This is a genomic window from Leucobacter chromiisoli, from assembly GCF_016522505.1.
Taxonomy (GTDB): domain Bacteria; phylum Actinomycetota; class Actinomycetes; order Actinomycetales; family Microbacteriaceae; genus Leucobacter; species Leucobacter chromiisoli.
Window position 1 is genome coordinate 448,750 of the sequence record NZ_JAEHOH010000001.1, and the last position, 26,605, is coordinate 475,354.

Consider the following 26,605-nt stretch of genomic DNA (forward strand, 5'->3'; position numbering starts at 1 on the left):
GAGCCTGCGATGATCGAACTGCGCGGGGTCGAGAAGCACTACGCCGGGCGGCATGTGCTCGGGCCGATCGACCTGACGATCGAGCGCGGCGGGGTGACCGCGCTCATCGGGCCGAACGGCGCCGGCAAGTCGACGATGCTCACCATCATCGGGCGCCTGCTCGAGGCGGATCGGGGCCGGGTGACGGTGGGCGGGCTCGACGTGCGGGCCGCGAAGCCGAAGGAGCTCGCCCGGACGGTCTCGATCCTGAAGCAGGAGAACCACTTCCTCGCGCGGTTGACGGTGAGGCAGCTCGTCACCTTCGGCCGCTTCCCGCACTCGTCGGGGCGGCTGACCGAGACCGACCAGCGGGCGATCCACGCCGCCATCGCCTTCCTCGACCTCGCAGGCATGGAGGATCGCTTCATCGACGAGCTCTCGGGCGGGCAGCGCCAGCGCGCGTTCGTGGCGATGGTGCTGGCGCAGGACACGGACTACGTGCTGCTGGACGAACCGCTCACGGGCCTCGACATGCGTCACGCGGTGAGCATGATGGGGCAGGTGCGGGCCGCGGCCGACGCGCTGGGCAAGACGGTGATCCTCGTGATCCACGACGTGAACTTCGCCTCGGCCTACGCGGATCGCATCGTCGCGCTGGCGAACGGGCGCATCGTCGCGTCGGGTACTCCCGAGGAGATCATGCGGCCCGAGGTGCTGCAGGACGTGTTCGAGACGCCCGTGCAGGTGATCGACCACTCGGGGAGGCGGGTCGCGGTCTACTACCGCTCCTGACACCGCCGCCGCACCCGGGACCGGCCCCCTGGGGCGCTCTGCTCCCGCTCTTGAACCGCGAATGGGCTCCGGCCGCGGTCTAGCCCCGTCGGCCGGCGGCCTCTTCGAGCAGGCCGGTCACGCGGTAGGGGATGACCTCGCGCAGGAACAGGCTCGTCGAGGTGCGGCGGATGCCGGGGCAGAGCCGGATCACCTCGCTCACCCGGTAGAGGTCGTCGGGCGTTCTGGCGACGACGCGGAGCAGCAGATCGGTGCTGCCCGCCGGCGCGAAGCACTCGAGCACCTCCGGGATGTCGGCGAGCGCGGCGATCGCCTCGGAGATCTGATGCTGGTCGAGCTCGACCTGCACGCTCGCGCCGACCGGCCGGCCGAGCGCGGCGGGGGAGATGCGTGCACTGTGGGCGCGCAGCACTCCGGAGGAGGAGAGCTTCTCCAGCCGCGCCTGGACGGTGCCGCGGGCGAGCCCGAGCCGCTGCGCGATCATGGCGGTCGGCATGCGGGCGTCGTGGTCGAGCTCGCGCAGGATGCGCCGGTCCGTGACGTCGAGGTCGGTCATAGTGCCCACTTTCTGTGAAGCGAGAGCGTTCTTCATTGATCATATCGATCAATTGATCTCTTGTCGGTTGCGCAGATCGGACAGTACCGCTTGAATCGCTTACGGGACGCGGTCGGCGCGATCCCGATCGCACCGCCTCGCAGCATCCCGCGAACGGTGCGGAACGCCCCACAAGGGCGACACACCCCAGTCAGGAGCACCATGAGCGCCACCCGCGCCCAGGCCGTCGAGGCCTCGAGCACACCCCGCCCGGACCCCGCCCGCATCCGCCCGCGACCGCGCGTCGCGCTGACCGCCCTCGCCCTCTTCTCGCTGCTCGTCGGCGCGAACCTCGGCACCCCGCTCTTCCCGGTGCTCGAGCATCGGCTAGGGGTCGGGCCGCTCGGGATCTCGCTGGCCTTCTCGAGCTACATCGTCGCCCTCATCATCGGCCTGCTCGTGTTCCGGTGCTTCGCGGACTCGGTGAACCGCCGCACCGTGCTCGTGGCGGCGCTGACGGTCGCCGCCACGGCGACCGCGGCTCTCGCCTTCGCCCCCTCGCTCGCCTGGTTCTGCGCGGGCCGAGCGGCGCAGGGTGCGGCGATCGCCTGCGCCACCGGGACGGCATCGGGGGCGCTCCGGATCCTGATGCCGACGAGACCCGGGTTCGCGGGCCGGCTCACGCTGCTCGCGAGCTCGGGCGGGGTCGCCGCGGGACCGGTCGTCGGGGGAGCACTGTCGCTCGCGGGCGGTGACGCCGTGGCGGTGCCCTTCCTCGCGGTGGCCGCCCTGCTGGCGGCCCTGATCCCGGCCATCCTGCTGGTGGCGCCGCGCACCGCCTGCCGCCCGGCGACCGCGACGGAGCCGATCGCGCTCGCGGACGCGCCGCCGGAGCTCGACGCCCGGCCGGAGTCCGGCGATCCCGCCGAGGTGCCGCCCACCCCGGAGACGCCGCCCGCCCCAGGCCGGCGGTCGGGGCACCGCCCAGGTTCGCCAGCCCTGCGCGCCTTCAGGGTCGCGGCGGCGACGGGCTTCCTGAGCTTCACCGTCTTCGGCTTCTGCCTCTCGCTCGCGCCCTCCTACTTCGCCGGCATCGTGCAGACGGAGTCGAGACTCGCGATCGGTCTGCTCTCCGCCGTCACGCTGGGCGCCTCCGCGCTCACGCAACTCCTCCCGCTGCGAGGGGCGTGGCGCATGCCCGTCGGGCTCTCCGCGCTGGCGGTCGCGCTCCTCGGACTGGGAGCCGCGGGGTGGATCGGCGGCGCCCCGCTCGTCGTGGCGGCGGGCGTCCTCGCCGGTGCGGGGCAGGGGATCGCCTTCCAGGCCGCCTTCACGGCCGCGACGACCTCCGTGGCGCCCCGGCAGCACGCCTCGACCGTCAGCGCGATCTACACGGTCACCTATCTGGGGAGCGCACTGCCCGTGCTGGGGCTCGGCGCGCTCGCCGAGCTCGTCGGCCTGGGGCCCGCCGTCGCCGCGTTCGCGCTCGTCACCGCCGCCGCCTGCGCGGCCCTCGCGTTCGCGACCGGCGGGCGCCGGGCGGCCGCATAGCGGAGCGCGCTCGCCGAGCGGACGCGCCCGCCGCCCCGCCGAGCGGACGCGCCCGCCGTATCAGCGCTCGATCTTGTCGAGGTGCAGCATGCGCGCGAGGTTCTTGTCGAGCTCGTCGTCGCGGAAGATCTTCTTCCAGTCCTCCTTGATGATGCTCTCGCGGCCGTAGTCCATGGCGATCAGGCACGCCTCGCTGAAGGGGTTGTCGCCGCGCAGACCGTTCGCGAGCGCCACCTGCGTGTGGCCGTAGAGGATGCTGCGCGCCGCGGCCTCGGGCACCCCCATGGTGTCGATCGCCTCCTGCAGCGCCTCGTTCAGCAGCTCGCCGATCATGCAGGCGACCGTCTCCACGAGCGTCGGCTCGAGCTGCGCGAGCTGCTTGACGGTGACCCAGTGCACGTCGATGACGGGGGCGTAGATCGCACGGACGGTGGCCTCCACGATCTCCCGCTTCTCGGGATCGTCGGACTCGACCGCGGCGATCGCGTCTTGCGGGGCGGCGATGCCGCCGAAGGTGTCCGCCCACTCCTCGGGGGTCGTGCGCTCGAGGAACACCGACGGGTGGCACGGGTGGGCGACCGCCTGGATCACGTCGTCGCGGGTCGTCAGCAGACCGGCGTAGGCTGCCGCGGGATCGAGGGTGAGCAGGATCGCGCCGCTCTTCATCTGCGGCACGAGCTCCGCCGAGACGCTCGCGAGCGCGAGGTCGGGCACCGCGAGGACGACGATGTCGGCGCCCGCCACGGCGGTCGCGGCGTCGGTCAGCTCGCGACCGGCCGCGACGACCCGCTCCCGGCCCGCGGGCGAGGTCTCGACGTAGGAGACGCGATGGTCGGTCTTCACGAGGTTGTTCGAGACCCGGGTGCCCATCTTGCCGCCGGCGCCGATGACCGCGATCGCGTAGTTGTTCACAGTGTGCTCCTTAGATATTCGAGTGTGGTTCGTGTCCAGGCCCGTTCGAGGTCAACGGTGCTCGTGGGATCCCCCTGCCAGGGGAGCCAGTGCTCGACGACCTCGTTGATCCCGCGCTCGCGGGGACGGGCCGTGTCGAGCAGGTGGCGGTAGTCGTGCAGGCCGCGGCCCATCGGGGCTCCGCTGTACGTGAAGCCGACCCAGCCGTCCTGCCGGTCGAAGGCGAAGTCCTTGACGTGGACGTTCTTCAGGACGGGGGCCGCGAGCTCCACGCAGTCGCGAGGGTGCTCGAGCCTCGCGACCACGTTCGCTGGGTCGAGGCAGACGCCGAGCCTCGGCGAACCGACCCGCTCGACCAGGCGCACGAGGTCGGCCGTCGCGATCTGCTCGTAGGTCTCGAGCGCGAGGTCGACGCCGGCCCGCTCGAAGGCGGGCGCGGCGTCGCGCAGCCACTCCTCGGCCTGCTGCGGGTTCGGCCGGCTGTCGGGGCCGAACACCATACTGCGGACGAGCCGTGCGTCGAAGATCTCGGCCAGACGGAGGAAGCGCTCGAGTCGGGGCGCTTCGATGCCCTTGGTGCCGAGCTCGATCGTGAGGCCCAGATCCCGCGCCGCCCGCGCGGCCTCCCGCAGCTGCTCATCGCTCATCCGCTCCAGAGGCGCGAAATCGCAGATCTGGAACAGCCGCACGTCCTGCTCCCGGGTGGCTTCGAACGCCCCCACGAGGGAGAGCGGGGCGGGAACCCGGTCCGAGTGCTGCCAGAAGAAGGCGTAGGTGCTGAGACCGATCATTCCACTGCGCCTCAGCGGACGGGGAACTGCGGCGCCGCCTCCGCGGGGCGCGCGGCCTCGTACCAGGACGCCGCCTGCAGCACGCCGAGATCGTCGAAGCGGCGCCCCGAGAGCTGGAGGCCGATCGTGCGGCCGTCCGAGGTGAGGCCGCAATTCACGGTGGCGGCGGGCTGGCCCGACATGTTGTAGGGGAGGGTGAACCCGATGTGGCTCATGCCGCCGTTCTCGAAGCCGAAGGGCATCGGCCACTCCGCGGGGAAGGCGGCGCGGGTCGCGACCGGCGACAGCACGATGTCGTAGGGCTGCGTCGCAGCGGTCGTGGCGGCGCGCAGCTCCTGGATGGTCTCGTAGCACTCGAGCACGCGCGACCCGGGAACGTCGGATCCGCCCATGCACCAGTCGGCGATGAAGGGCAGCACCCGCATCTGCTTCTCGGCGGGCAGGGCCCGGTAGGTCGCCCACGAGCGCACGCGCCAGAACTGGTCGAGGTCGGTCAGCATGTCGTCGGTGATGAAGGGATCCACCTCGACGACCTCCGCGCCCGCGGCGGCGAACAGCCGGCCGGCCGCGGCGACGGCGTCGCGCACCTCGGGATCGAGCTCCAGGCCCGCTCCGGCGTCGAGGTGGAGGCCGACCCTGAGCTTCGACACGTCGGTTCCCAGCTGCGTCCAGTCGATCTCCGCGCCGGGGAGGGCCGTGTAGTCGCGGGCGTCGGGGCGCGACACGATCTCCATGGTCCAGGCCAGATCCTCGACGGTGCGGGACATCGGGCCCGCCGCGCGACCGAGATAGGGGTTGTCGAGCGGCACGCGCCCGTCGCTGGGCTTCAGCGTGGCGAGGCCGAGCCAGGTGCCGGGCAGCCGGATCGAGCCGCCGATGTCGGTGCCGATGTTGGCGACCGCGAAGCCCGCCGCGGCGGCGGCGCCCGCACCGGCGCTCGAGCCGCCGGTGGTCAAGGAGGGATCCCACGGGCTGCGCGAGATGCCGTTGATGCTGGAGACGCCGGAGGAGAGCATGCCCCAGTCGGGCATCGTGGTGGATCCGACGATCACGGCGCCCGACTCGAGCGCGCGGTCGACGACGGGCGCGTTCGCGGTGGAGAGGCTCGGGTCGGTCGCCGCCGTGCCCGAGCGGTAGTCGACGCCCTCGCGGCGCAGGTTCTCCTTGATCGTCCACGGCACGCCGTCGAAGTCGCTCAGCTGCTCGCCGCGCCGCCAGCGCTCGGCGCTCCGCTCGGCGCTGCTGCGCACGTTCTCGGGGGTGAACTCGGTGAAGGCGTTGAGCTCCGGGTTGCGCTCCTCCACGGTCTCGATGACCGCTTCGGCGACGTCGACGGGATCGAAGTCGCCGGCCGTGAAGCCGGCGCTCAGCTCCCTGCCCGTCATCGCTCGGAGTTCGGATCGGCTGGATGCGGTGGACATGCTCTCTCCCCTGTCGGTGTGCTGGTCGGAACGTTCGTGAATTCGGCGCTGCCGCCGGTGCGGGCCGCGTCGGCGGCCTACGCGGAGCCGATCGCGTGGTGCAGCGTCGGCGTCGCCTCGATGAGCTGGCGGGTGTAGTCGTCCTGCGGGTTCTCGTAGATCTCGGCGGTCGTGCCGGTCTCGACGACGTTGCCCGCCCGCATCACGGCGACCGTGTCGCACAGGTGCTTGACCACGCTGAGATCGTGCGACACGAACAGCAGCGTGAGCGCGTACTCGTCGACGAGGTCGGCGAGCAGGTTGAGCACCTGGGCGCGCACCGAGACGTCGAGGGCGCTGACCGGCTCGTCGGCGACCAGGATCCGGGGCTTGCACACGAGCGCGCGGGCGATCGAGATGCGCTGCCGCTGACCGCCGGAGAACTGGTGGGGGAAGCGCTCCATGGCATCGGGGCTGAGCCCCACGGCCTCGAGCATCTCGGCCACGGCGTCCCTGCGGTCGCTCGCGCGCATCGGCTTGCCGTCCTGCAGGTTGGCGGGGTTGAGCAGCGGCTCCTCGACGATGTCGAGCACCCGCATGCGCGGATCGAGGGACGCCATCGGATCCTGGAACACGATCTGCAGCTGGCTGCGCAGGGTGCCGAAGTCGCGGTCGCGGGCGCGCATGAGGTCGATGTCGAGCACGTCGGCCTGCCCGCCGGTGGGCCGCTCGAGGCCCGACAGGATCTTGAGCAGCGTCGACTTGCCCGATCCCGACTCGCCGACGATGCCGAAACGCTGGCCGGCGTGGACGGTGAAGTCGATTCCGCGCAGGGCCCGCACCTCGGCGGCCTTGCCGAACATCGAGGCGCGAGTGCGCACGTAGGTCTTCGTGAGATCCCGGGCCCGGATGATCGGCTCGCCGCCGTGCTCGGCCGGCGACTCGCCCACGGGCTCCGGCGCCGGTTCCGCCGCCACTTGCTCCGCGACCTCGGCCGGCCGGTACGCCGCCGCGGTCGCCACGGTGAACAGGCGCCCGTGCTCGTCGCGGGCGTCGAGGTCGGAGGCCGCCAGCAGCCCTCGGGTGTAGGGGTGCTGCGGGTTCTGGAAGACCTGCTCGATGGGTCCCTCCTCGACGATGTCGCCCTTGTTGAGCACCACCGCGCGGTCGCAGACGCTCGCCACGACGGCGAGGTCGTGGGTGATGAAGAGCATGCCCGTGTCGCGCTTCCTGACGAGCTCGACCACGAGATCCAGCACCTGCCGCTGCACCGTGACGTCGAGCGCGGTGGTCGGTTCGTCGCAGATGAGCAGGGACGGATCGTTGGCGAGCGCCATCGCCAGCATCACGCGCTGGCGCTGCCCGCCCGAGAGCTGGTGCGGGAAGGCCTGCGCGGCCTCCGCCGGATTGGGCAGGCCCACGTCGTCGAGGAGCGAGACGGCGCGCTTCTCGGCCGCCGCCCGCGAGGGCTGGGTGCCGTGGATCTGCATGATCTCCGCGACCTGGCGACCCACCCGCATGAGCGGGTTGAGCGCGGTCATCGGCTCCTGGAACACCATCGACATCGACTTGCCGCGCCGCTGCGCGAGCTCCCGCTCGGAGAGCTGCAGCAGGTTGACCGAGTCGTCGCCGGCGTGCACCGTCCCGCTCGCGGTCAGCGGCTCGGGGAGCAGGCCCATCACGGCGAGCGAGGTGAGCGACTTGCCCGATCCCGACTCGCCGATCAGTCCGACCCGCTCGCCCTGGGCGATGTGGAAGGAGATGCCGCTCACGAGAGAGGCGTGCGGCGTCCTGACCGTGAGGTTCGAGACGTCGAGCGCGAGCTGCGAGTTCACTGGGGTGTTCATCGGTTCTCCCGGAGTTTCGGATCGAAACGATCGCGCAGACCGTCGCCGAGCAGGTTGAATCCCAGGACCGCGATGGCGATCGCGACGCCGGGGAAGATCGCGAGATAGACGTCGGTGGCGAGGAACTGCTGCGACTCCTGCAGCATGCGTCCCCACGAGGGCGTCGGAGGGGGAGTGCCCAGACCGAGGAAGGAGAGCCCCGCCTCGGCGAGCACCGCGATCGCGAAGTTCACGGAGGCCTGCACGACGAGCATGCCCGAGATGTTGGGGAGCACGTGCCGCAGGGCGATCATGAACATCGGGCGGTTCGCCGCGCGGGCGGCGAAGATGTAGTCGGTCTTCATGACCTGCAGGGTCCCGGCCCTCGCGACGCGGGCGAAGGCGGGGATCGCGGCGATGCCGATGGCCGACATCGCGGTGACCGTGCTGCCGCCGAACACCGCGCCGAAGATGATGGCGAGGAGCAGGTTGGGGAACGCCATCATCACGTCGGTGACCCGCATGAGGAAGCCGTCGAGACGGCCGCCACGCATGCCGGCCACGATGCCGAGCGGCACGCCGAACACGACCGCGATGCCGACGGCGACGATGCCGACGAGCAGCGTGATCTGCGACCCGACCATGATGGCCGAGAAGACGTCGCGGCCGTAGCGGTCGGTGCCCATCCAGTGCTCGGCCCCCGGCGGCTGCAGGCGATCCGCCGGCACGCTCTGCACGGGGTTGTAGGGGGTCCAGAAGAACGAGATCAGGGCCGTGACGACGACGATGCCGACGAGGATCCCGCCGGCGATCAGCTGGGCGTTGAGGCGCTCGCGGCGCCGCGGGACGGCCAGCGCCAGCGTGGCCGGAGGCTGCGCGACGACGCCCGTGGGGGGATGCGATTCGGTCATGGTCAGGCCGCCTTCCGCAGACGAGGATCGAACAGCGAGTACGTGATCTCCACCAGGAAGTTGATGAGGACCACCAGCAGCACGAGCATCACGCCGACGCCCTGGACGGCGATGAGGTCGCGGTTGCTGACGGAGTCGACGAGCAGGCTGCCGAGGCCGGGGATGACGAACACCCGCTCGATGACGACGGCGCCGACCAGCATCGTGGCGAGCTGCACGCCCACCACCGTCAGCACCGGGATGCCGGCGTTGCGCAGGCCGTGCCGCACGAGCGCCGCGTTGCTGGTGAGGCCCTTCGCCCGCGCGGTGCGGAGGAAGTCCTCGCGCATGATCTCGAGCACGGCCGAGCGGACGTAGCGGGTCATCACCGACGCCTGCACGGAGCCGAGCGCGAGCGCCGGGAGGAAGATCCTGCGCACGAACTCGCCGAAGTCGTCGGCGGGCGCCACCCAGCCCCCGGACGGGAACCACCCGAGGTTGACGGCGAAGAGCGCGATGAGCAGCACGCCGACGAGGAAGTTCGGCACCGCGACGCCCACCTGGGAGACGCCGGAGATGATGGCCCCGGAGGCGTTGCGGTGGCGGATCGCGGCGAGGGTGCCGACGGGGATGGCGATGACGAGGGCGAGCACCATCGCCGTGATCACCAGGAGGAGCGTCACCTGCGTCCGGTCGATGACCAGGGCGGAGATGTTCTCCTGCAGCACGTACGAGTCGCCGAAGTCACCGCGGAGGAGCCCGCCCGCCCAGTCGAAGTACTGGAGGACGAGCGGCTGATCGATCCCGTATCGCTCGCGCCACTGGTCGAGCGCCTCCGGAGTCGCGTTGACTCCGAGTGCGACGACCGCGGGGTCTCCCGGCATGACGCGCAGCAGCGCGAACAGGATGACCGTGGCGATGAACAGGGTGATGATCAGCTGTCCCAGACTGCTGAGAAGCCGAAGCGGCATGGGCGGGCTCCTTTATCCTCGGTGGTGAGCAGCGCGGTCGGGCGCTACTCGCTCCAGTGCATGGTCGAGAGCGTGAGCGCCTCGGTGACCTCGTTCTCCTGCACGCCCTCGAGACCGGCCTTGGAGACCGAGACGAGCGGGTAGAGGAAGAGGAACTCGGCGGCGGCGTCCTCGGAGATGATGCGTGCGACCTCCTTCATCCCCTCGACGTACTCCTCCTCGGTGCCCTGGTCCGCTGCCGCGGCGAGGTCCTTGATCTTGGAGTTGTCGTAGCCCGTGTAGAACTCGGGGTCGTTGAAGGTGATGAGCATGTCGCGGGCCTCGGCGGTGCCGATGACGGTCATCTCGTAGTCGGCCTGGGTCCAGACCGTGTCGAGCCAGACGGCGGGGAACTCGGTCGACTCGATGGTCACGTTGATGCCCACGTCGGCGAGCTGCGAGACCACGATGTCGGAGACGGCGGTCGCGTAGGGGAGCGTCGGGACCTTCCAGGTCACGTCGATGTTCTCGGCTCCCGCCTCCTTGAGCAGGTCGCGGGCCTTGTCGGGATCGTAGGGGTAGAGATCCGTCAGATCCTCGTAGTACGGGTCGTGCGGCGGGACCATGCCGCCGATCTCGGTGCCGTAGCCGGCCCACGCGGTGTCGATGACGGCCTGCTCGTCGATCGCGTAGCGGACGGCCTGGCGCACGCGGATGTCGTCGAACGGAGCGCGCTTGTTGTTCATGGCGAGCATGATCTCGCGGTTGGTCGAGCCCTCGACGACGCTGAACGCGTCATCGCTCTTGAACCCGTCGATGAGGTCGGGGGCGCCGAGGTTGTAGACGAGGTCGACGTCGCCCGCGCGCAGCGCGTTCGTGGTGGCCACCGCGTCGGCGAAGTAGCGCATCGTCACGTCCTTGATGGCCGGCTCCTCGCCCCAGTAGTCGTCGCGGGCCTCGAGGCTGATGCTGTCGCCGCGCTTGACGTCGGTGATGACGTAGGGGCCGGTGCCGATCGGCTCGTTCGCGAGGTCGCCGACCTCCTTGGGCATCATGGCGCCGACGGAGGTGCCCATGTCGAACAGCCACGCGTTGCTGGGGCGGCTCAGGGTGACGGTGACCTCGGTCGGGGAGACGACCTCGACCGACTCGACGACATCCATCTTGTTCTTGAGGTCGAGCACCCAGTCGTTCTGCACTCGCTCGATGCTGGCCTTCACGTCATCGGCGGTGAACGGCTCGCCGTTCGAGAAGGTCACGTCCTCCTGCAGCGTGAAGGTGTAGGACTTGCGATCGTCGCTGAGCTCCCACGACTCGGCGAGCTGCGGCTGGGGCGTGCCCTCCTGGTCGATGACGACGAGGCCCTCGTAGACGTTGGTCATCAGCAGCTGCGGGATCGGCGCACCGCCCGTGGTGGTGAAGTCGAAGTTCTGGGGCTCCGCGGTCAGAGCGACGGTGAGCGAGTCCTGGTCGGCACCGGCGGAGGATCCGCCCGAGTTGCCGGAGCTGCCCGCGCTGCAGGCGCTGAGGACCATCGCTGCCGCCAGTGCGGCGGCCGCAGCGACGGTGCGGCGAAGTTTTGGCATTGTGATACTCCCTTGTGTTCTCATGCACGGTCTACTGGTTCGACCAGTAGACTTGCTTTAAATTAGCCTATGAGATGCGAACGGTCAATGCGAGCCGCTGCGAGCGTTTCGAGCACACTCACCGAGGAGGCGTTGTCAACATGTCGGAACCCTTGTTCACCGAGGCGGGGCGCAAGGTCGCGTACGAGTCGATCGTCGAACAGGTGGAGAGCGCCGTCGCGGCGGGCCGGCTGAAGGCCGGCGACCGGCTGCCGGGGGAGCGGCAGCTCATGGCGGAGTTCGGCGTCAGCCGATCCACCGTGCGCGAGGCGCTGAAGGTGCTGCAGGCCACGGGAAGCATCATCACCAAGCCCGGCGACCCCCGGGGCCCGATCATCACGAACTACTCACCCCGTCTCCTCGAGAACTCGATCCAGCGCTTCGCCAGGCTCGAGTCGGTCTCGCGCGCCGAGCTGCTGCAGTTCCGGCTCTCGCTCGAGAGCACCGCCTGCCGCCTCGCCGCGCAGCTCCACGACGACGCAGATCTCGAGCGCATCGTCGAGGCCCAGAAGCTCATGGAGGCCGCCGCGCGTGAGGAGGCCGTGAAGTTCCCCGAGGCCACGAACCGCTTCGACGACACGCTGAAGGTGGCCTCGCACAACCAGATCATCCGGGTCTGCGGCAACGCGGTGGCCGACGTCATGAGGGAGCTCGTCTACGCGCGCCTCGCCCAGGACCCCGACCGGGACTCCCGGATGCTGCGGCAGGCGCGCGCCGCGGGGGAGCTGGTCGAGGCGATCCGGAACCGGGACTCGGCGCGCGCCGCGTCGATCGTGCGCCGCAACATCTACCGCTTCTACGCCGAGGACCTGACGCCGGAGGAGGACCGCCAGACGAGGGCGCTCGTCTACCTTGAGGAGGACGAGCGCGACGACGCGCCGGCCGATTGACCGGTGCAGACCGGTCGACCGACGCGGGTTCACCGGCGCCGATCGGCCGGCCGGCCCCCGCCCGGCCCCCCGCACAGCCCACGACGGGGCGGACCGATCCGCCCGCGAGACAACGAAAGATCAGGAGGACGCGATGACGCGACTGTTCAACGACCCCGACGAGTTCGCCGCCGAGATGATCGAGGGCTTCGCCGCCGCATCGGCGCGCTGGGTGCGCGCCGTGCCCGGCGGCGTCGTGCGATCGACCCGGGGCGCTGAGCCCACAGTGGCCCTGGTGATCGGGGGCGGAAGCGGGCACTACCCGGCATTCGGCGGGCTCGTGGGGCCCGGCCTCGCCCACGGCGCCGCGATGGGCAACCTCTTCGCCTCGCCCTCGGCGCAGCGCGTGCACTCGGTCGCCGCCGCGGCCGACGAGGGGCGGGGCGTGCTGCTGAGCTACGGCAACTACGCCGGCGACGTGCTGCACTTCGACCAGGCCCAGGAGCGGCTCCGCGCCGAGGGGGTCGACTGCCGCACCGTCCGCGTCACCGACGACGTCTCGAGCGCGCCCGCCGAGGAGATCGAGAAGCGCCGCGGCATCGCCGGCGACCTCACGGTGTTCAAGATCGCGGGGGCCGCCGCCGAGGCGGGGTACGACCTCGACGGCGTGGAGCGCGTCGCGAACCGGGCGAACTCCCGCACCCGGTCGTTCGGCGTCGCCTTCGGGGGGTGCACCCTGCCCGGGGCTGACGAGCCGCTGTTCGACGTGCCGGAGGGGCGCATGGCCGTGGGGCTCGGCATCCACGGGGAGCCCGGGATCGACGAGGTCGACGTGCCGACCGCCGACGGACTCGCCGAGCTGTTCGTGACGAAGCTGCTCGACGAGGTCCCCGAGGGCGTCTCTCGCGACGGCGCTCGGGTGGTCCCGATCCTCAACGGGCTCGGCAGCGTCAAGTACGAGGAGCTCTACGTCGTCTACGCCTCGGTCGCCCGGCGACTCGAGGAGGCCGGTCTCGTGCTCGTCTCGCCGGAGGTGGGGGAGTTCTGCACGAGCTTCGACATGGCGGGGGCGTCGCTCACCCTGCTCTGGCTCGACGAGGAGCTCGAGCGGCTCTGGCTGGAGCCGTGCGACACGCCGGCCTTCCGGCGCGGCGCGGTCGCCGGGCGCGTGGCGGTGCGCGAGGAGGACCTCGTCGCCGCCGGACCTTCCCGGGAGATCGGCCCGTCGACGGAGGAGTCCCGCGACGCCGCGGCCACGGCCGCGGCGGTGCTCGACGCCCTCGCGCGGATGCTCGACGAGCAGGCCGAGGAGCTCGGCCGCATCGACCGGATCGCGGGCGACGGGGATCACGGCATCGGCATGCAGCGGGGCAGCGCCGCGGCCTCGGCCGCTGCGGCCGCCGCCGCGGAGGCCGGCGCCGGGGCGGGCACGCTGCTGCGCTGCGCGGGCGACGCCTGGAGCGACGAGGGCGGCGGAACCTCGGGCGCCATCTGGGGGCGGATGCTCGACGCGCTCGGGGGCGAGCTCGGCGACGAGCACCCGGTCGATACCGCCGCGGTGGGCGCGGGCGTCACCCGGATGAAGGAGGCGATCATGTCGTTCGGCAAGGCGCAGCCGGGCGACAAGACGATGATCGACGCGGTCGTGCCGTTCGCCGACGAGCTCTCCGCGAGGATCGCGGCCGGGGACGGGCTGCTCGAGGCCTGGACGAGCGCGGTCGAGGCCGCCCGTCGCGGAGCCGAGGAGACCGCCGACATGGTCGCTCGGCTCGGGAGGGCGCGCTCGCACGGCGACAAGAGCCTCGGCACGCCGGATCCCGGAGCCGTCTCCTTCTCGCTCGCGGCGCGGACCGCGCTCGAGGTGCTGGCGGAGCGCGGGGAGGGCGCGGCGTGACCGCGGTCGGAGGGGCGGACGCCGCGGGCCCGGGCATGCTCATCGGCACCAGCTTGAAGATGTACTTCTCGCACGCTCGCACGGTGGAGTGGGTGACGGAGGCCGCACGCCTCGCGGGTCGGCACCCCGCCGTCGCGGACGGGCGCGTCGTGCCCTTCGTCATCCCCCAGTTCCCGTCGATCCCGGCCGCCGTCGAGATCGGCGGCCCCGCCGGGCTGCGGGTGGGCGCGCAGGACGTGGCCGCGGAGGACGCCGGGGCGTTCACGGGAGAGGTGAGCGCAGCCGTGCTCGCCGAACTCGGCTGCCGCTACGCGGAGGTCGGGCACGCCGAGCGGCGCAGGCTGTTCGGCGAGACCGAGGAGATCGTCGCCGCGAAGGTGGACGCGGCGCTGCGGAACGGACTCACCCCGCTGCTGTGCCTCGGCGAGCTCGAACGCGGCGAACCCGCGGCGGCGGTCGCGGAGTGCGTCCGGCAGCTCGACTCGGCCCTCGGCGTCGCGCGCTCGGCGGGCAGGGGCGGGGACATCGTGATCGCCTACGAGCCCGTCTGGGCGATCGGGGCCGCCCGGCCGGCCGGCCCCGATCACATCCGAGGGGTCTGCGGCCCGCTGCGCGAACACGCCCGGGCCCGTGTCTCGCCCTCGGCGCGGGTGATCTACGGCGGCAGCGCGGGACCGGGCCTGCTGGAGGCGATCGGCGACAGCGTCGACGGCCTCTTCCTCGGGCGCTTCGCGCACGATCCGGCGTCGTTCGGCAGCGTGCTCGACGAGGCCGCCGCGCTCACTCGGCCAGGAGCCTGAGCGCGAGTCGGTCGCCCTCGTCCTCGAGCAGGGGCGCGTAGCGCTCGGCGACCGATCGCCTCGCGATCCCGCCCGCCAGCTGCGCGTCCTGCGCGGCGATCGCCTCGAAGAGCCCCTCGTCGGTCGTGGTCGAGGAGAGCTTCACGCGGTTGTCGTTCTGATCGTCCGCCTCCTCCTGCCGCATCAGCAGGCGGAGCACGCCCGACACGGCCTGACCGCTCATCTCGAGGATCCCGTTTCGGCTGGCCGCCCAGATCGCCTCGTGGAACTCCAGGTCGGCGTCGGCGAAGTCGGGGTCGTTCGTCTCCGCTGCGGCGCGCATCCGCTCCACCGCGGCCCGCATCCGGTCGAGGTCGGCGTCCGTGCGCCTGAGGGCGGCGAGCTTGCTCGTCGAGCCCTCGAGCACCACGCGGAACTGCACGAGCTCGGAGACGTCCATCGCGCTGGTGCCGAGCATCGCCCGGAAGGAGCGCCGCAGCGCGCTCGGCGACGGTGCGAGCACCAGGGGGCCGCCGCGCATGCCCGGGCGGGATTCGATGAGCCCCATGCTCTGCAGGATGCGCAGGGCCTCGCGCACGGTCGGTCGGCTGACCCCGAACTGGGCCATCAGATCCCGCTCGCTGGCGAGCTGCGATCCGACGGGAACCTCGCCCGAGACGATCGCCCGCTCGATCTGCTCGACGATGCGCTGGTAGGTGTGGACCGGGGTGACCGGCTCGAACCTGTGCGACATCTCTACCGTGGTTTCTGCTGCGAGGGAGGGGCTGGGGTCCGCATGCGCGGCCGTTCGAAGTGCCTCTCAACTGTAGCGCACCGGGGCTGGGCGGTCCGGACGGGCGATTCCGGCGCCCTCCTTCGTCGGGAACGCTCAGTCTCGCCGCGGGCGTCCGAGCTCGTGGCCGAGGATGACGGCGTGCACCCGATCGCGCAGGTGCAGCTTCGCAAAGATGGCGTTGACGTGCGACTTCACCGTGGACGGGGCGAGGTGCAGCTCGGCGCCGATCTCGCCGTTCGTGAGACCCCGGACGATGGCGGCGAAGACGTCGCGCTCGCGCGGGCTCAGACGGTCGAGGGGCGAGGCGGCCGCGGGGGCTCCCGCGCCGCGCACCGGCCTCTCGTCGTCGGCGCGGAGGATACGGCCGGTGCGACCGGCGCGGTCGTCGTCGGCGCGGTCGTCGTCGGCGTGGAGGAAGCGGTCGATCAGGCGGGAGGTGAGGCGCGGCGCCACGACCGCCTCTCCCGAGTGCACCGTCCGCACGGCCTCCACGAGCGCCTCGGGGCGGGCGCTCTTCAGGAGGAAGCCGCTCGCTCCGGCCCGCAGGCTGCCGAAGGCGTACTCGTCGAGGTCGAAGGTGGTGAGCACGATCACCCTGGCGGCGGACCGCCCGGCGACGATCCGCCGCGTCGCCTCGATGCCCCCGAAGCCCGGCATGCGCACGTCCATCAGCACGACGTCGGGCTGCTCGCGCAGCACCAGTTCGACGGCGTCCTCGCCGGTGCCGGCCTCGCCGACCACCTCGATGCCGTCGGCGGAGTCGAGGATCAGCGCGTGGCCGGCCCTCGCCAGTGGCTGGTCGTCGACCACGACGACGCGGATCGCCCCGCCCGCCGTTCCCGCGCCGCCGCCCGCGCTCACGCGCCGGCCCCCGCCTCGGCAACCGACGGCGCCTCCAGACGCAGCGTCGCCCGCGTGCGCCACCCCGGACCCCTGTCGAGGCGCCCCGCCTCGAGGCTGCCGCCGAACACCGCGACGCGCTCGCGCATCGCCGCGAGACCGACGCCGGCCCCGACCCCGGCCCCGACCCTGCCTGCGATGCCGGCCCCGGCGACGGCGCCGCGTCCGCTCGCCGCGCCGTCGTCGGAGACGGAGATGACGAGCTCGTCCTCGCGGTGGACCACCTCGACCTCCACTCGGCTCGCGCCCGCCGCGTGGCGCAGGGCGTTCGTGAGCGACTCCTGCACGATCCGGTACACCGTGGTCAGCAGGGCGGGGTCGGTCGGGGCCTCACCGCGGCGCACGAGCGAGACCGGCAGCCCGGCCGCCCGGAACACCTCGACGAGCTCCTCGAGGGGCGGCAGGTCGTGCCCCGAGGCGGTGATCCCGCGATCCGGCCCCTCGCCGTCCGTGCGCAGCACGCGCAGGATCCGCTGCATCTCGCCGAGCGCCTCCGCCCCGACCGCTCCCAGCTGCTCGAGCGCCCGCCGGGCCCGCTCGGGGTGCTTCTCCCACCCGGCCCGAGCGCCGCCCGCGAGCGCGATCATCACGGTCACGGAGTGGGCGACCACGTCGTGCATCTCGGCGGTGATCCTCGCCCGCTCGGCGCGCGCGGCCTGCGCCTCCCGCACCGCGACGAGCTCCTCGAGGGCGGCCCTGCGGGCGGAGTTCGCGCGCACCGCCACGCCGAGCGCGAGCGCGATGAGGGCGGCCGGGTCGAGCATCACGGGCGGAAGCTCCTCGCGCGCGCCGAGCAGGATCCCGGCGCCGGAGACGACGAGGATCACGACCTCGCTCGCGGCGTAGCCGAGCAGCGCGACCCGCAGGGAAGTCCGGGCGGCCAGGGCGAAGGCGCCGAACACGCTCTCGAAGAAGACGCCCCCGACGGTGTGCTCGTAGATCGGGTTCACCGAGGCGATGCCGACCGCGATCAGCAGCACCGCGAGCGGATGCGACCGTCGCCACCAGAACACGATCGCGACCGCCGCCGCGCACAGGTATCCGAGCCACGCGTGCGCCGGCGGCGAGAGGATCAGGGCCGCGACGGTGGGCGCCGTGCAGGCGAGGATCACCGCGACATCGGCGATGCGGGGCCGCCCGGCGAGCCAGGCCCCGGCGCGGGATCGAGGCAGCAGCGGGACGGCGGCGGACGCCTCCTCCGGTGCCCCTGCCGCGCTCGTCATGAGCCCAGGCTACGGACTCGGCGCGGAGCCGACCACCACCCACGGGTGGATCCGCCCGTCCAGGGTTCCACCCCCGGGTGGTGTCCGACCGGGGGCTGCGATTCCTAGCGTGGATGCATCGCCCCGGTGACCGCCGGGGAGGGAGGCGAACGGGACGGGAGCGACATGCGCACGGCGATGCGGAGCGGACCGCGCGAAGCGGTCGGAACGGAGGCGCCCTGGGTGCTGCGCGCCGAGGGGCTGGGCAAGCGGTACGGCTCGACGGACGCATCCGTCACGGCGCTCGCGGACGCGCATCTCGAGATCGGCCAGGGGGAGGCCGTGGCGATCATGGGGCCGAGCGGATCGGGCAAGTCGACGCTGCTGCACGCGATCGCCGGGATCATCGCCCCGGACGAGGGGCGCGTGCTGCTGCGGACGAGGGCGGGCACGGACGGAGGGGGAGCGGTCGGCGCGGACGACGCGGGAGCCGGCGTCGCGACGGGCACCGCCGGAGCCCGCAGCGTCGACCTCGCCGCGCTCTCCGACGACGAGCGCTCAGCGCTGCGCCTGCGCCGGTTCGGCTTCGTGTTCCAGCAGGGGATGCTGCTGCCCGAGCTCACCGCCTCCGAGAACGTGGAGCTGCCGCTGCTGCTGGCGGGCTTCGCGCGCTCCGAGGCCCGGCAGCGCTCGGCCGAGACGATGAGCGCCCTGGGCATCGGCTCGCTCGGCGGCAGGCGGATCGGCCGGCTCTCGGGCGGGCAGGCGCAGCGCATCGCCATCGCGAGGGCGCTCATCGCCGATCCTCAGCTGATCTTCGCCGACGAGCCGACCGGCGCGCTCGACTCGCGCACCGCCAACGAGGTGCTCGACGCGCTGCTTCAGACGGGCCGCGAGCCGGGAGCGCGGGCCCTCGTGGTGGTCACGCACGACGAGCGGGTCGCCGCTCGCTGCGATCGCACCGTCCGCCTGCGCGACGGCCGGATCGAGGGACCCGGGGCCGGTCGCGCGGGGTCCGGGGAAGCCGTCCGCCCCGGGGGCGCACGGTGAGCGCACTGCGCCTCCTCGTGCTCCCGAGGCGGGGATCCTCGGTCCTCGCGTGGCTGCAGCTGTCGGCGTCGGCGGTCGCGACGCTGCTCGCGTTCGCGGCGACGCTGCTCGCGGCCGCGTTCTGGCGCGTTCCGACGGAGGAGGCCGGCTATCGCGTGCTCGCGATCGGGCTCGTGAGCGTGCTCCTCGTGCCGCTCGTCACCCTCGGTGCCGCCACGGCGCGCCTCGCGGCCCGCAGCCGCGACGACCGGCTGGCGACCCTGCGGCTGCTGGGGGCGAGCGCGAGACGGGTGCGCGGGATCGCGGTCGCCGAGGCCGCCCTGCTCGCGGGCGGCGGTGTGCTGCTCGGCACGGCCGCGGCGCTGCTCGTCCTTCCGGTCGCGCTCGGCGCCCTCTCGGTGCACGGCGAGCGGCTCGGCGCCCAGCAGGTGTGGCTGCCGTGGTGGGGCGCTGCGGCGATCCCGCCCGCCCTCGTCGCGATCGCCGCCCTCAGCGCGCTGCTCGGCCTGCGGCGGGTCGTGCTGTCGCCGCTCGGCGTCCGCACCCGTCAGGACGCCCCGCGGATGGGTCGGATGCGCCTCATCGCCGGCCTGCTCGTCGTCGGCGGAGCGGTCCTCGTCACCCAGCTGGCGTCTCCCGGCTGGGGCGTCGCGGCGCTCGTGATCGCATTCTCGCTCGCGGTGCTCGCCGTCATGGGCGTGCTCGGCGTCGTGGGGCCGTTCGTCATCGCGGCGGTGGCGCGGGCGCGGATCGCGCGCACGGACGACCCCGCGAGGCTGGTCGCGGCGAGAGGGGTCCTCGACGACCCGAAGGCGGCGTGGCGGCAGGTCTCGGCGGTGGCGCTGACGAGCTTCATCCTGCTGCCGGCCGGCAGTCTGCTCGGGTACCTGGAGGCGATCAGCGCCAGCGCCAGCCGGACGATCATGACGCCGGACCAGCTGCTGCTCTTCGTCGATGCCCGCACGATGCTCGTCGCGCTCGTCGCGATCGCCTTCGTCGTGGTCGCGTGCCAGATCGGGATCACGCAGACGGCGGCCGTGCTGGAGCGCCGCGAGCTGTACGTCGCGCTCGACCGGCTGGGGATGCCGCGCGCGGCTCTGGACCGCGCGCGCAGGCTGAGGGTCGGCATGCCAGCGGTCGTCGCGATCGCGGGCTCCGCGCTCGCGGCGACGGCGCTCGCCGGCATGCTCGTCGCGGTGGCCGCGGTGACGGCGCCGCTCTTCGTAGCGGGCTCGGCGCTGCTGCTGGTGCTCGGCTTCGCGATGATCCGGATCGGCGTCGCCGCGACCGCCCCGACGGTGCGCCGCGTGCTCGACGCGCCGGGGAGAGGGGAGTGACGTCGGGTGGCGCGACGGCGCCCTATGACGCGGGCGGGGTGAAGCGCCCGTCGATCGCGGTCCAGCCGCCGTCGACCGTGAGCGTCGATCCCGTGACGAACGAGGAGGCGTCGGAGGCGAGGTAGACGACCGCTCCGGCGAGCTCGTCGGGGCGCGCCCAGCGGCCGAGCGCGGCCTTCTGCGAGTAGGCGTCGTACCAGGCGTCGTTCGCCTTGATCTGGGCGGTGAGCGGCGTCTCGACGACACCCGGAGCGACGACGTTGACGCGCACGCCCTGCGCTCCGTACTCGGCGGCGGCGGTCTTGGCGAGCTGCACGAGACCGGCCTTGGTGGCGGCGTAGACGCCCTGGCCGGGCTCGACGACCTGGGCGCGGATCGAGGCGAAGCCGACGATCGAGCCGCCGCCGTTCGCGGCGAAGCGCGCGCCGAAGGTGCGGATCAGCTGGAACGAGGATCGCAGGTTCAGGTTGACGACGCGGTCGAACTCCTCGAGCGAGTAGTCCTCCATGCGCTTGCGCACGTTCGTCGCCGCGGTGAAGACCAGGGCGGCGGCATCGCCGAAGCGCTCGGCCGCGTCCTCGACGGCGCCGTCGTCGAGGACGTCGATCTCGAAGGCCTCGGCCGAGCCGCCGCGCTCGCGGATCAGCTCGGTCGTCGCCGCAGCCTGCTCCGATGCGCGATCGGCCGCCACCACGTGCGCGCCCTGTGCGGCGAGCGCTTGCGCCGCCTCGCGGCCGATGCCGCCTCCCGCGCCGACCACGACGACGGTGCGGTCGTCGAGGCGGAAGAGACGGGAGTAGTCGGGGGAGGGGAGGGCGTCGGTCATGGGGCTTCCTTCTGATGCGGCGAGGTCGAGGGCGGAGAGGGTCTGGTGCGGTGAGACGGATGCGCCGGGGCGGGCTGCGGCGAGCGAGGCGAGGTCCGGCTGCAGAGGAGCCGGGTGCGGACGGTGCCGGGCTACCGTGCTCGGGGGCGGATCATCGCCATGCGGGTGACGGTGTACTCCTCGATGGCGTAGCGGGGGCCTTCGCGCCCGACACCCGAGTCCTTCACGCCGCCGTAGGGCATGATGTCGGAGCGGAAGCCGGGGATCTCGTTGACCACGACTCCGCCGACCTCGAGCCGCTCGACGGCCGCGAAGGCGCTCTCGAGCGAGGAGGTGAAGATCGCCGCCTGGAGGCCGTAGCGGGAATCGTTGACCAGGTCGATGGCCTCGTCGACCGAGTCGACCGTCGTGAGGCATACGACGGGGCCGAAGATCTCCTCGGCCCAGACGTCGACGTCGGCCGGCACGTCGCCGAGCACCGTGGGCCGGATCATCGCGGGGCCCGCGGCGCCTGCGGAACCGGGGTCCGCCTCCCGCGACTCTCCCGGTCCGACGAGGACCCGCGCGCCTGCGGAGACGGCGCGGTCGATCATGGCCCGGATCCGCTCGCCCGATGCGGCGTTGATGACCGGGGCGACGTTCGTCGCGGCGTCTCGGGGATCGCCGACGACCAGCTCGGCGACGCGTTCGGCGAGGTGCGCCGCGAAGCGATCCGCGACGGGGCGCTCGAGCAGGATCCGCTGCACCGAGATGCACGCCTGCCCGTTCGCGTAGAAGCCGCCCGCCACCACGGCGTCGACCGCGGCCTCGACGTCGGCATCCGCCGCGACGATGAACCCGGTGTTCGACCCGAGCTCGAGCAGGGTCTTGCGGGGGGCGGCCTGCTGCGCGATCAGGTGGCCGATCTTCGCGGAGCCGGTGAAGGAGACGACCTGCGCGCGCGGATCCCGCACCAGCGTCTCTCCGACGCTCGGGCCGCCGTTCACGAGCTGCACGGCGGCGGGGGTGACGTCGTGATCGGCGAGCACCTCGCGCACGATCGCGATGAGCTCGAGCGTGGCGAGCGGGGTGTTCGGCGCGGGCTTGACGATCACGGGGCAGCCGGCCGCGATGGCGGGCGCGAGCTTGTGGGTCGCGAGCAGCAGCGGGTAGTTGAAACCCGCGATCGCGACGACGACGCCGGCCGGTTTGCGCGTGTAGTAGCCGATCATGCCGCGGCCGAGCTCCTGCAGGTCGAGGGGCACGGTCTCGCCGTGGATTCGCGAGGCCTCCTCCGCGGTGGCCTGCAGGGTGACGATCGTGCGGCTCACCTCGGTGCGGCAGTCGACGCGAGGCTTGCCGGTCTCGAGGATCAGCAGATCCTCGATACGCTCCGCCTCGGCCCGGAGCCGGTCGTGGACGGCGGTGAGGATGGACTTGCGCTGAGCGGTGGTCAGCGCGGCGACCTCGGCTCGTGCGGCCTCGGCCGCGTCGAGGGCGTCCGCGGAATCGGCGGCGGTACCGACGGGCGCCTGCGCCACTACGCCGCCGTCGAAGGGGAAGACGACGGGGGACGTCTCGGCCGCGGGCCGCCAGCCGTCGCCGATGGGCAGAGCGCCGGCGGGAGCGAGCAGCGGCTGGGCGAGCGGGCGGGTGTCGGTCACGAGGTCTCCTTGCGGCTGGGGCGGCTGGGCGGTGGGGCGGGCGTGGGCCCGGCGTCGGTGCCCGTCAGAACCGCCTCTGCAGCGGGATCGGGTCGCGAACATCCGGTCGCGCTGAGTGGTCTTACCACTTAATATAGATCACCAAGATCGGTTCTCCAACGGGATGTGCCGATTCGTGCGCGATCCGGCGCGGACGCCGAGCCGATGGAAGGACCACCATGACCCAGCCCTACTCGATTGCAGTGCTGCCCGGCGACGGCATCGGACCGGAGGTCGTGGGCTGCGCCCTCGAGGTGCTCGACGCGGCGGAGGCCCGCTACGGGTTCCGCACCGAGCGCAGCGAGGTCGCGGCCGGCGCGAACCGCTACCTGGAGACGGGCGAGCTGTTCGACGCCGTCGACGCGCGCCTGCGCGACAAGGACGCGATCCTGTTCGGCTCGATGGGGGATCCGCGGGTCGCGCCCGGGATCCTGGAGCGCGGCTTCATCCTCGAGATGCGCCAGCGCTTCCAGCAGGCGGCGAACGTGCGCCCCGTGCGCCTCTACCCCGGCGTGCCGACGCCGATCGCGGGCCTCACCCCCGAGCGCTGCGAGATGGTGATCGTGCGCGAGAACACCGAGGGCGCCTACGTGGGACGCGGCTCCACGGTGCACGCGGGCACCCCGAACGCCGTCGCCATGCAGGAGTCGCTCAACACGCGGGCCGGGATCGAGCGGGTCGTCGACTTCTCGTTCAGGCTCGCGCTCGGCCGCCGCCGCCGCCTCACGCTCTGCCACAAGACGAACATCCTGGTCGCCGCCGGGCAGCTGTGGCAGGAGGTGGTGGAGGACCTCGCCTCGCTCTACCCCGAGGTGGAGGTCGACTACGTGCACGTCGATGCGATGTGCTTCCACCTGCCGCTCGCGCCCGAGCGCTTCGACGTCGTCGTCACCGACAACCTGTTCGGAGACATCATCACCGACCTCGGCGCCGTGATCCAGGGCGGCCTCGGAGTCGCCACCAGTGCGAATCTGAACCTCGACGGCTCCGCGCCGAGCATGTTCGAGGCGATCCACGGCTCCGCGCCCGATATCGCCGGCAAGGGATGGGCGAACCCCTCGGGCGCGGTCCTGTCGCTCGCGCTGATGCTCGGACACCTCGGCGAGGGGGAGGCCGCGCGCGCCGTCGAGGCGGCCACCGTCGAGGTGCTCGGCGGGCTGCCGGCGCTCGCCGGCGCCGAGATGGGCGCGACGACGGCCGAGGTGGGTACGCGGATCGCCGAGCTGGTGCGCAGCGGCGAGGCCGACGCCTCGCTCGTTCCCGACTCACTGCTCGGCACCCTCGCCGCGCTGCCCGACTCGCGGCGGTGACCCGCCGGCCCGGCTCCCTCCTCCTGGCGCTGACCGCGATCCTGCTCTGCGCCCTCACCCTGCGCGCACCGCTCGGCGCGCTCTCGCCGATCGCCCGCGAGATCGGCGAGAGCACCGGCGCGACCATCGCGGACATCGGGCTCATTGGAAGCCTCGGGCCGTTCCTCATGGCGGCGGTGACGCTCGGCACGGGACTCCGGGCGCGCACGGCCTCGATCCGCTGGCTGTCGCACGTCGCCTGCCTGACGCTGGTGCTGTCGCTCTTCGCGCGGAGCCTCGCCTGGAGCACCCCGAGCCTCGTGGCGTTCGCGCTGCTCGCGTATCTCGCGATCGGCGTGCTCAACACCGCGATCCCGCTCTTCATCGGCAGGAGGTTCCCCGCGAGCGAGCTGCGCGGGGTCACCGCCGTCTACGCGACGATGATCACGATCGGCACCGCGGCCGCGCCCCTCGCCTCGCGCTGGGGCACCGACCTCGTCTCGTGGCAGGTCGCGACCGGTGCCTGGGGCGTCGTCGCGGCCGCGGGCGTCGTGCTCTTCGTGCCGCTCACCCACTCGGCGCTGCGCCCGCTCGCGCCCCGCGCGCCGATGCCCCCGCGCGCGCCGCACGCACGGGGTCGCGTTCGGAAGCGTCGCCCCGCCCCTGCCTGCGGAACGCGCCCCGATGCGTCCCGGCGGGACTTCGCCGCGCGCTCGACGGCGCTCATCGCCGCGAACTCCTTCTTCGCCTTCGCCATGTTCGCGTGGCTGCCCGAGCTGGTCTCGGCCAGGGTCGGCCTCGACGCCTCGGCGGGCGCCCTGCTGCTCACGCTGTACGCGGTCTGCGCGATCCCCGCCGCCCCGATCGTCGCGGCGCTCACGCGCACGCCGCGCTCCTACCGCACCCTGACCCTCGTCGCGCTCGCGTCGATCGCGCTCGGGTTCGGGTGCCTGCTGGCTGGGTCGGCGACGCTCGCGGTTCCCGGGGTGCTGCTCGTGGGGCTCGGACAGTTCATCTACCCGGCCGTGCTGCTGCAGCTGGCCGCCGCCGAACGCGGCGAGGGGGCGGCCGGCATCGCGGGGCGCGTGCAGGGCCTCGCCTTCGCGATCGCAGCCCTCGGCCCCATCTGCGTCGGCTGGCTCTTCGCCGCCGACCCGAGCGGGAGGCTGACCTGCGTCGTGCTCGCCGGCCTGGCGCTCGCGACGGGCGCCGTGTGGCTGCGGCCGGATCGGCCGCGGGTCTGATCGCGATGGATCGCGCCGCCGGAGAGGCTCTGGGCGGCGGGATCGAACGGAGGCGCGGCCCGGACGCGGGCCGGCCGGCTCAGTGCCCGATTCCGAAGAGCGCGTCGACCGCGCGCTCGGCCTCGGACGCGCGCCCCTCGCGGCCGAGCGCGCGGATCCGCGTCGTCGGCTCGTGCAGCAGCCGCCCCGCGAAGCGGCGCAGCGCCGCCTCGAGGTCGTGCGAGCCGCGCTCGGGAGAGGTCGAGTCGTCACCGCCATGAGGCCCGCGACCGGCGGGCCCCCCGGCGCCGGCCCGGGCCCCGGCATCCGTGCCGGCACCCGGCTCCGTGGCGGCACCCGACTCCGCGCCCGCGCCCGGCGCGTCCCCGGCCCCGCGCCCGGGCCGCGCCCGGCACAGCTCCTCCTCGAGGATCCCGAGCACGCGGCTGCGCAGCGCCACGAGTGCGGGCACGGCCTCGCGCTCGGCCTGGGACGCCGCGAACTCGGCGGCGGCCTCGCGGACGATGTCGAGAGCCTCCGCCTCGGCGCGGAGCTCGGGCACGGGGGCGTGCTTCGCGATCGTCTCGAGGTCGAGCAGCTCGACGCCCGGCAGCCCCGCGACCGCCGGGTCGATGTTGCGCGGCATGCCGAGGTCGATCAGCAGCCGCGGGCCGCCGTCGGCGGAGGGGGCGGCTCGGAGATCCTCGACGGAGAGCAGCGGATCCTCCACCGAACTGCAGGCGATCACGAGCTCGGCATCGGCCAGCGCGGCGTCCAGCTCTCCCGGCGCGACGGCTTCGAGGCCGCGGCTCGCCGCGAACTCCGCGGCGCGCCCCGACGGTGAGTGCACGCGGATGCTCCCAGCGCCCCTGCGCCCGTCCGACCCGCCCCTGGCGGGTGCCGCCCCGCGTGCGCGCAGGGCGGCGACGGTGGCGCCCGCGTAGGCCCCGGTGCCGATGAGCAGCACGCGCGCGTCGGCCCACGACGCGACGCGGCTCTCGGCCAGGACGAGTGCGAGCCGCACCAGCGAGCGGCCCGTCGACTGGATGCCGGTGCGGTGCTTGATCGCGCGCGAGGTGCGGGCCGCGGTCTGGAAGAGCCGTTCGAGCCGGTGCGTGAGGGTGCCCGACTCGCGGGCGCGGGTGTGGGCGCGGCGCACCTGCCCCGCGATCTCGCCCTCGCCCAGGACGGCCGACTCGAGCCCGCCGGCCACGGCGAAGAGGTGCTCGGCCGCCCGGTCGTCGGCGAGCACCTCGGTGGCGGCGACGATCTGGTCCCTCGGCACCGCGCTCGCGGCGGCGAGGCGATCGAGGATCGCGTCGTGCGATTCGGCGGGGGAGTCGAGGTACACCTCGAAGCGGTTGCACGTCGCCAGCACCACCGAGCCGTCAGCGGCCGCGGGGTCCGCGAACGCGCGGGTGACCGCTCGGCCGTTGCGCTCGATGCGCTCGAGCAGCGGGAGCGGGGCCCCGCGGTGGTCGATGGAAAGGCAGATCAGCATGCGGAA

23 protein-coding genes are annotated in these 26,605 nt (G+C 72.9%); 9 read left to right on the top strand and 14 right to left on the bottom strand.

The features are described 5' to 3' along the window. Positions 1 to 9: 9 nt before the first annotated feature. Entirely contained in the window at positions 10 to 771 is a 762-nt protein-coding gene (locus tag JD276_RS01940) for an iron ABC transporter ATP-binding protein (RefSeq protein ID WP_200113240.1), read from the top strand. A gap of 79 nt (positions 772 to 850) precedes the next feature. Here JD276_RS01940 and JD276_RS01945 read toward each other — a convergent pair whose 3' ends face one another. Next, positions 851 to 1,327: an Lrp/AsnC family transcriptional regulator gene (locus tag JD276_RS01945; RefSeq protein WP_200113242.1), complete on the bottom strand. Its 477-nt coding sequence runs from the start codon at positions 1,325 to 1,327 to the stop codon at positions 851 to 853. Between the two features lie 201 nt (positions 1,328 to 1,528). On the opposite strand from JD276_RS01945, the gene JD276_RS01950 reads away from it, so the two are divergent. Continuing rightward, on the top strand, positions 1,529 to 2,857 hold the full coding sequence (locus JD276_RS01950) for an MFS transporter (RefSeq protein WP_200113244.1): 1,329 nt from the start codon (positions 1,529 to 1,531) through the stop codon (positions 2,855 to 2,857). Positions 2,858 to 2,917: 60 nt separating this feature from the next. Here the strand turns inward: JD276_RS01950 and JD276_RS01955 are convergent, their stop codons facing one another. The 7 genes from JD276_RS01955 to JD276_RS01985 all read right to left on the bottom strand — a co-directional run bounded on the left by JD276_RS01955 (position 2,918) and on the right by JD276_RS01985 (position 11,212). After that, positions 2,918 to 3,769: a phosphogluconate dehydrogenase C-terminal domain-containing protein gene (locus tag JD276_RS01955; RefSeq protein WP_307866396.1), complete on the bottom strand. Its 852-nt coding sequence runs from the start codon at positions 3,767 to 3,769 to the stop codon at positions 2,918 to 2,920. Next, positions 3,766 to 4,560, bottom strand: a complete 795-nt coding sequence (locus JD276_RS01960) for a sugar phosphate isomerase/epimerase family protein (RefSeq protein ID WP_200113246.1) — start codon at positions 4,558 to 4,560, stop codon at positions 3,766 to 3,768. Before JD276_RS01960 ends, JD276_RS01955 begins: the two co-directional genes overlap by 4 nt. An 11-nt stretch (positions 4,561 to 4,571) precedes the next feature. Continuing rightward, on the bottom strand, positions 4,572 to 5,981 hold the full coding sequence (locus JD276_RS01965; protein ID WP_200113248.1) for an amidase: 1,410 nt from the start codon (positions 5,979 to 5,981) through the stop codon (positions 4,572 to 4,574). Between the two features lie 77 nt (positions 5,982 to 6,058). Beyond that, the gene (locus tag JD276_RS01970; RefSeq protein ID WP_200113250.1) at positions 6,059 to 7,807 is read right to left on the bottom strand and encodes a dipeptide ABC transporter ATP-binding protein; all 1,749 of its coding nucleotides are present in this window, start codon (positions 7,805 to 7,807) and stop codon (positions 6,059 to 6,061) included. Next, positions 7,804 to 8,697, bottom strand: coding sequence for an ABC transporter permease (locus JD276_RS01975; RefSeq protein WP_200113252.1), 894 nt, complete (start codon positions 8,695 to 8,697; stop codon positions 7,804 to 7,806). The genes JD276_RS01970 and JD276_RS01975 overlap by 4 nt, the downstream gene beginning before the upstream one ends. 2 nt (positions 8,698 to 8,699) lie before the next feature. Beyond that, positions 8,700 to 9,647, bottom strand: a complete 948-nt coding sequence (locus tag JD276_RS01980; protein ID WP_200113254.1) for an ABC transporter permease — start codon at positions 9,645 to 9,647, stop codon at positions 8,700 to 8,702. A 44-nt stretch (positions 9,648 to 9,691) separates the two neighbouring features. After that, the gene (locus tag JD276_RS01985) at positions 9,692 to 11,212 is read right to left on the bottom strand and encodes an ABC transporter substrate-binding protein (RefSeq protein ID WP_200113256.1); all 1,521 of its coding nucleotides are present in this window, start codon (positions 11,210 to 11,212) and stop codon (positions 9,692 to 9,694) included. 140 nt (positions 11,213 to 11,352) lie between these two features. Between JD276_RS01985 and JD276_RS01990 the strand changes: the two genes are divergently transcribed. From JD276_RS01990 to JD276_RS02000, 3 genes are all read left to right on the top strand, one after another. Then, the gene (locus JD276_RS01990) at positions 11,353 to 12,141 is read left to right on the top strand and encodes a FadR/GntR family transcriptional regulator (RefSeq protein ID WP_200113258.1); all 789 of its coding nucleotides are present in this window, start codon (positions 11,353 to 11,355) and stop codon (positions 12,139 to 12,141) included. Positions 12,142 to 12,274: 133 nt separating this feature from the next. Further along, on the top strand, positions 12,275 to 14,014 hold the full coding sequence (locus tag JD276_RS01995) for a dihydroxyacetone kinase family protein (RefSeq protein ID WP_200113261.1): 1,740 nt from the start codon (positions 12,275 to 12,277) through the stop codon (positions 14,012 to 14,014). After that, entirely contained in the window at positions 14,011 to 14,814 is an 804-nt protein-coding gene (locus JD276_RS02000) for a triose-phosphate isomerase family protein (protein ID WP_307866398.1), read from the top strand. The genes JD276_RS01995 and JD276_RS02000 overlap by 4 nt, the downstream gene beginning before the upstream one ends. On the opposite strand, the gene JD276_RS02005 is transcribed toward JD276_RS02000, so the two are convergent. From JD276_RS02005 to JD276_RS02015, 3 genes are all read right to left on the bottom strand, one after another. Further along, positions 14,795 to 15,547, bottom strand: a complete 753-nt coding sequence (locus tag JD276_RS02005) for a FadR/GntR family transcriptional regulator (RefSeq protein WP_200113263.1) — start codon at positions 15,545 to 15,547, stop codon at positions 14,795 to 14,797. The two genes, JD276_RS02000 and JD276_RS02005, sit on opposite strands and share 20 nt — an antisense overlap. 135 nt (positions 15,548 to 15,682) lie before the next feature. Then, on the bottom strand, positions 15,683 to 16,450 hold the full coding sequence (locus JD276_RS02010; protein WP_307866399.1) for a response regulator: 768 nt from the start codon (positions 16,448 to 16,450) through the stop codon (positions 15,683 to 15,685). Continuing rightward, positions 16,447 to 17,712, bottom strand: a complete 1,266-nt coding sequence (locus JD276_RS02015; protein ID WP_200113265.1) for a sensor histidine kinase — start codon at positions 17,710 to 17,712, stop codon at positions 16,447 to 16,449. The genes JD276_RS02010 and JD276_RS02015 overlap by 4 nt, the downstream gene beginning before the upstream one ends. A 126-nt stretch (positions 17,713 to 17,838) precedes the next feature. Here JD276_RS02015 and JD276_RS02020 point away from each other — a divergent pair, with 126 nt between their 5' ends. Together JD276_RS02020 and JD276_RS02025 are read left to right on the top strand one after the other, a co-directional pair. After that, the gene (locus tag JD276_RS02020; RefSeq protein ID WP_307866400.1) at positions 17,839 to 18,741 is read left to right on the top strand and encodes an ABC transporter ATP-binding protein; all 903 of its coding nucleotides are present in this window, start codon (positions 17,839 to 17,841) and stop codon (positions 18,739 to 18,741) included. Continuing rightward, positions 18,738 to 20,078 (top strand): FtsX-like permease family protein, encoded by a 1,341-nt coding sequence (locus JD276_RS02025; RefSeq protein ID WP_200113268.1) that lies wholly within the window; start codon positions 18,738 to 18,740, stop codon positions 20,076 to 20,078. The genes JD276_RS02020 and JD276_RS02025 overlap by 4 nt, the downstream gene beginning before the upstream one ends. A 22-nt stretch (positions 20,079 to 20,100) precedes the next feature. On the opposite strand, the gene JD276_RS02030 is transcribed toward JD276_RS02025, so the two are convergent. Continuing rightward, complete coding sequence (locus tag JD276_RS02030) at positions 20,101 to 20,904, bottom strand: SDR family NAD(P)-dependent oxidoreductase (protein WP_200113270.1); 804 nt, start codon at positions 20,902 to 20,904, stop codon at positions 20,101 to 20,103. Positions 20,905 to 21,035: 131 nt separating this feature from the next. Beyond that, the gene (locus tag JD276_RS02035) at positions 21,036 to 22,547 is read right to left on the bottom strand and encodes an aldehyde dehydrogenase family protein (RefSeq protein WP_307866401.1); all 1,512 of its coding nucleotides are present in this window, start codon (positions 22,545 to 22,547) and stop codon (positions 21,036 to 21,038) included. A gap of 218 nt (positions 22,548 to 22,765) precedes the next feature. On the opposite strand from JD276_RS02035, the gene JD276_RS02040 reads away from it, so the two are divergent. Both JD276_RS02040 and JD276_RS02045 read left to right on the top strand, forming a co-directional pair. Beyond that, positions 22,766 to 23,896, top strand: a complete 1,131-nt coding sequence (locus JD276_RS02040; RefSeq protein ID WP_200113284.1) for a 3-isopropylmalate dehydrogenase — start codon at positions 22,766 to 22,768, stop codon at positions 23,894 to 23,896. Then, positions 23,893 to 25,119, top strand: a complete 1,227-nt coding sequence (locus JD276_RS02045) for an MFS transporter (protein WP_200113286.1) — start codon at positions 23,893 to 23,895, stop codon at positions 25,117 to 25,119. The genes JD276_RS02040 and JD276_RS02045 overlap by 4 nt, the downstream gene beginning before the upstream one ends. Positions 25,120 to 25,198: 79 nt before the next feature. Here the strand turns inward: JD276_RS02045 and JD276_RS02050 are convergent, their stop codons facing one another. Further along, a complete protein-coding gene (locus JD276_RS02050; protein ID WP_233615169.1) occupies positions 25,199 to 26,599 on the bottom strand; it encodes a glutamyl-tRNA reductase in 1,401 nt (466 codons plus the stop codon). Between the last annotated feature and the right edge of the window lie 6 nt (positions 26,600 to 26,605).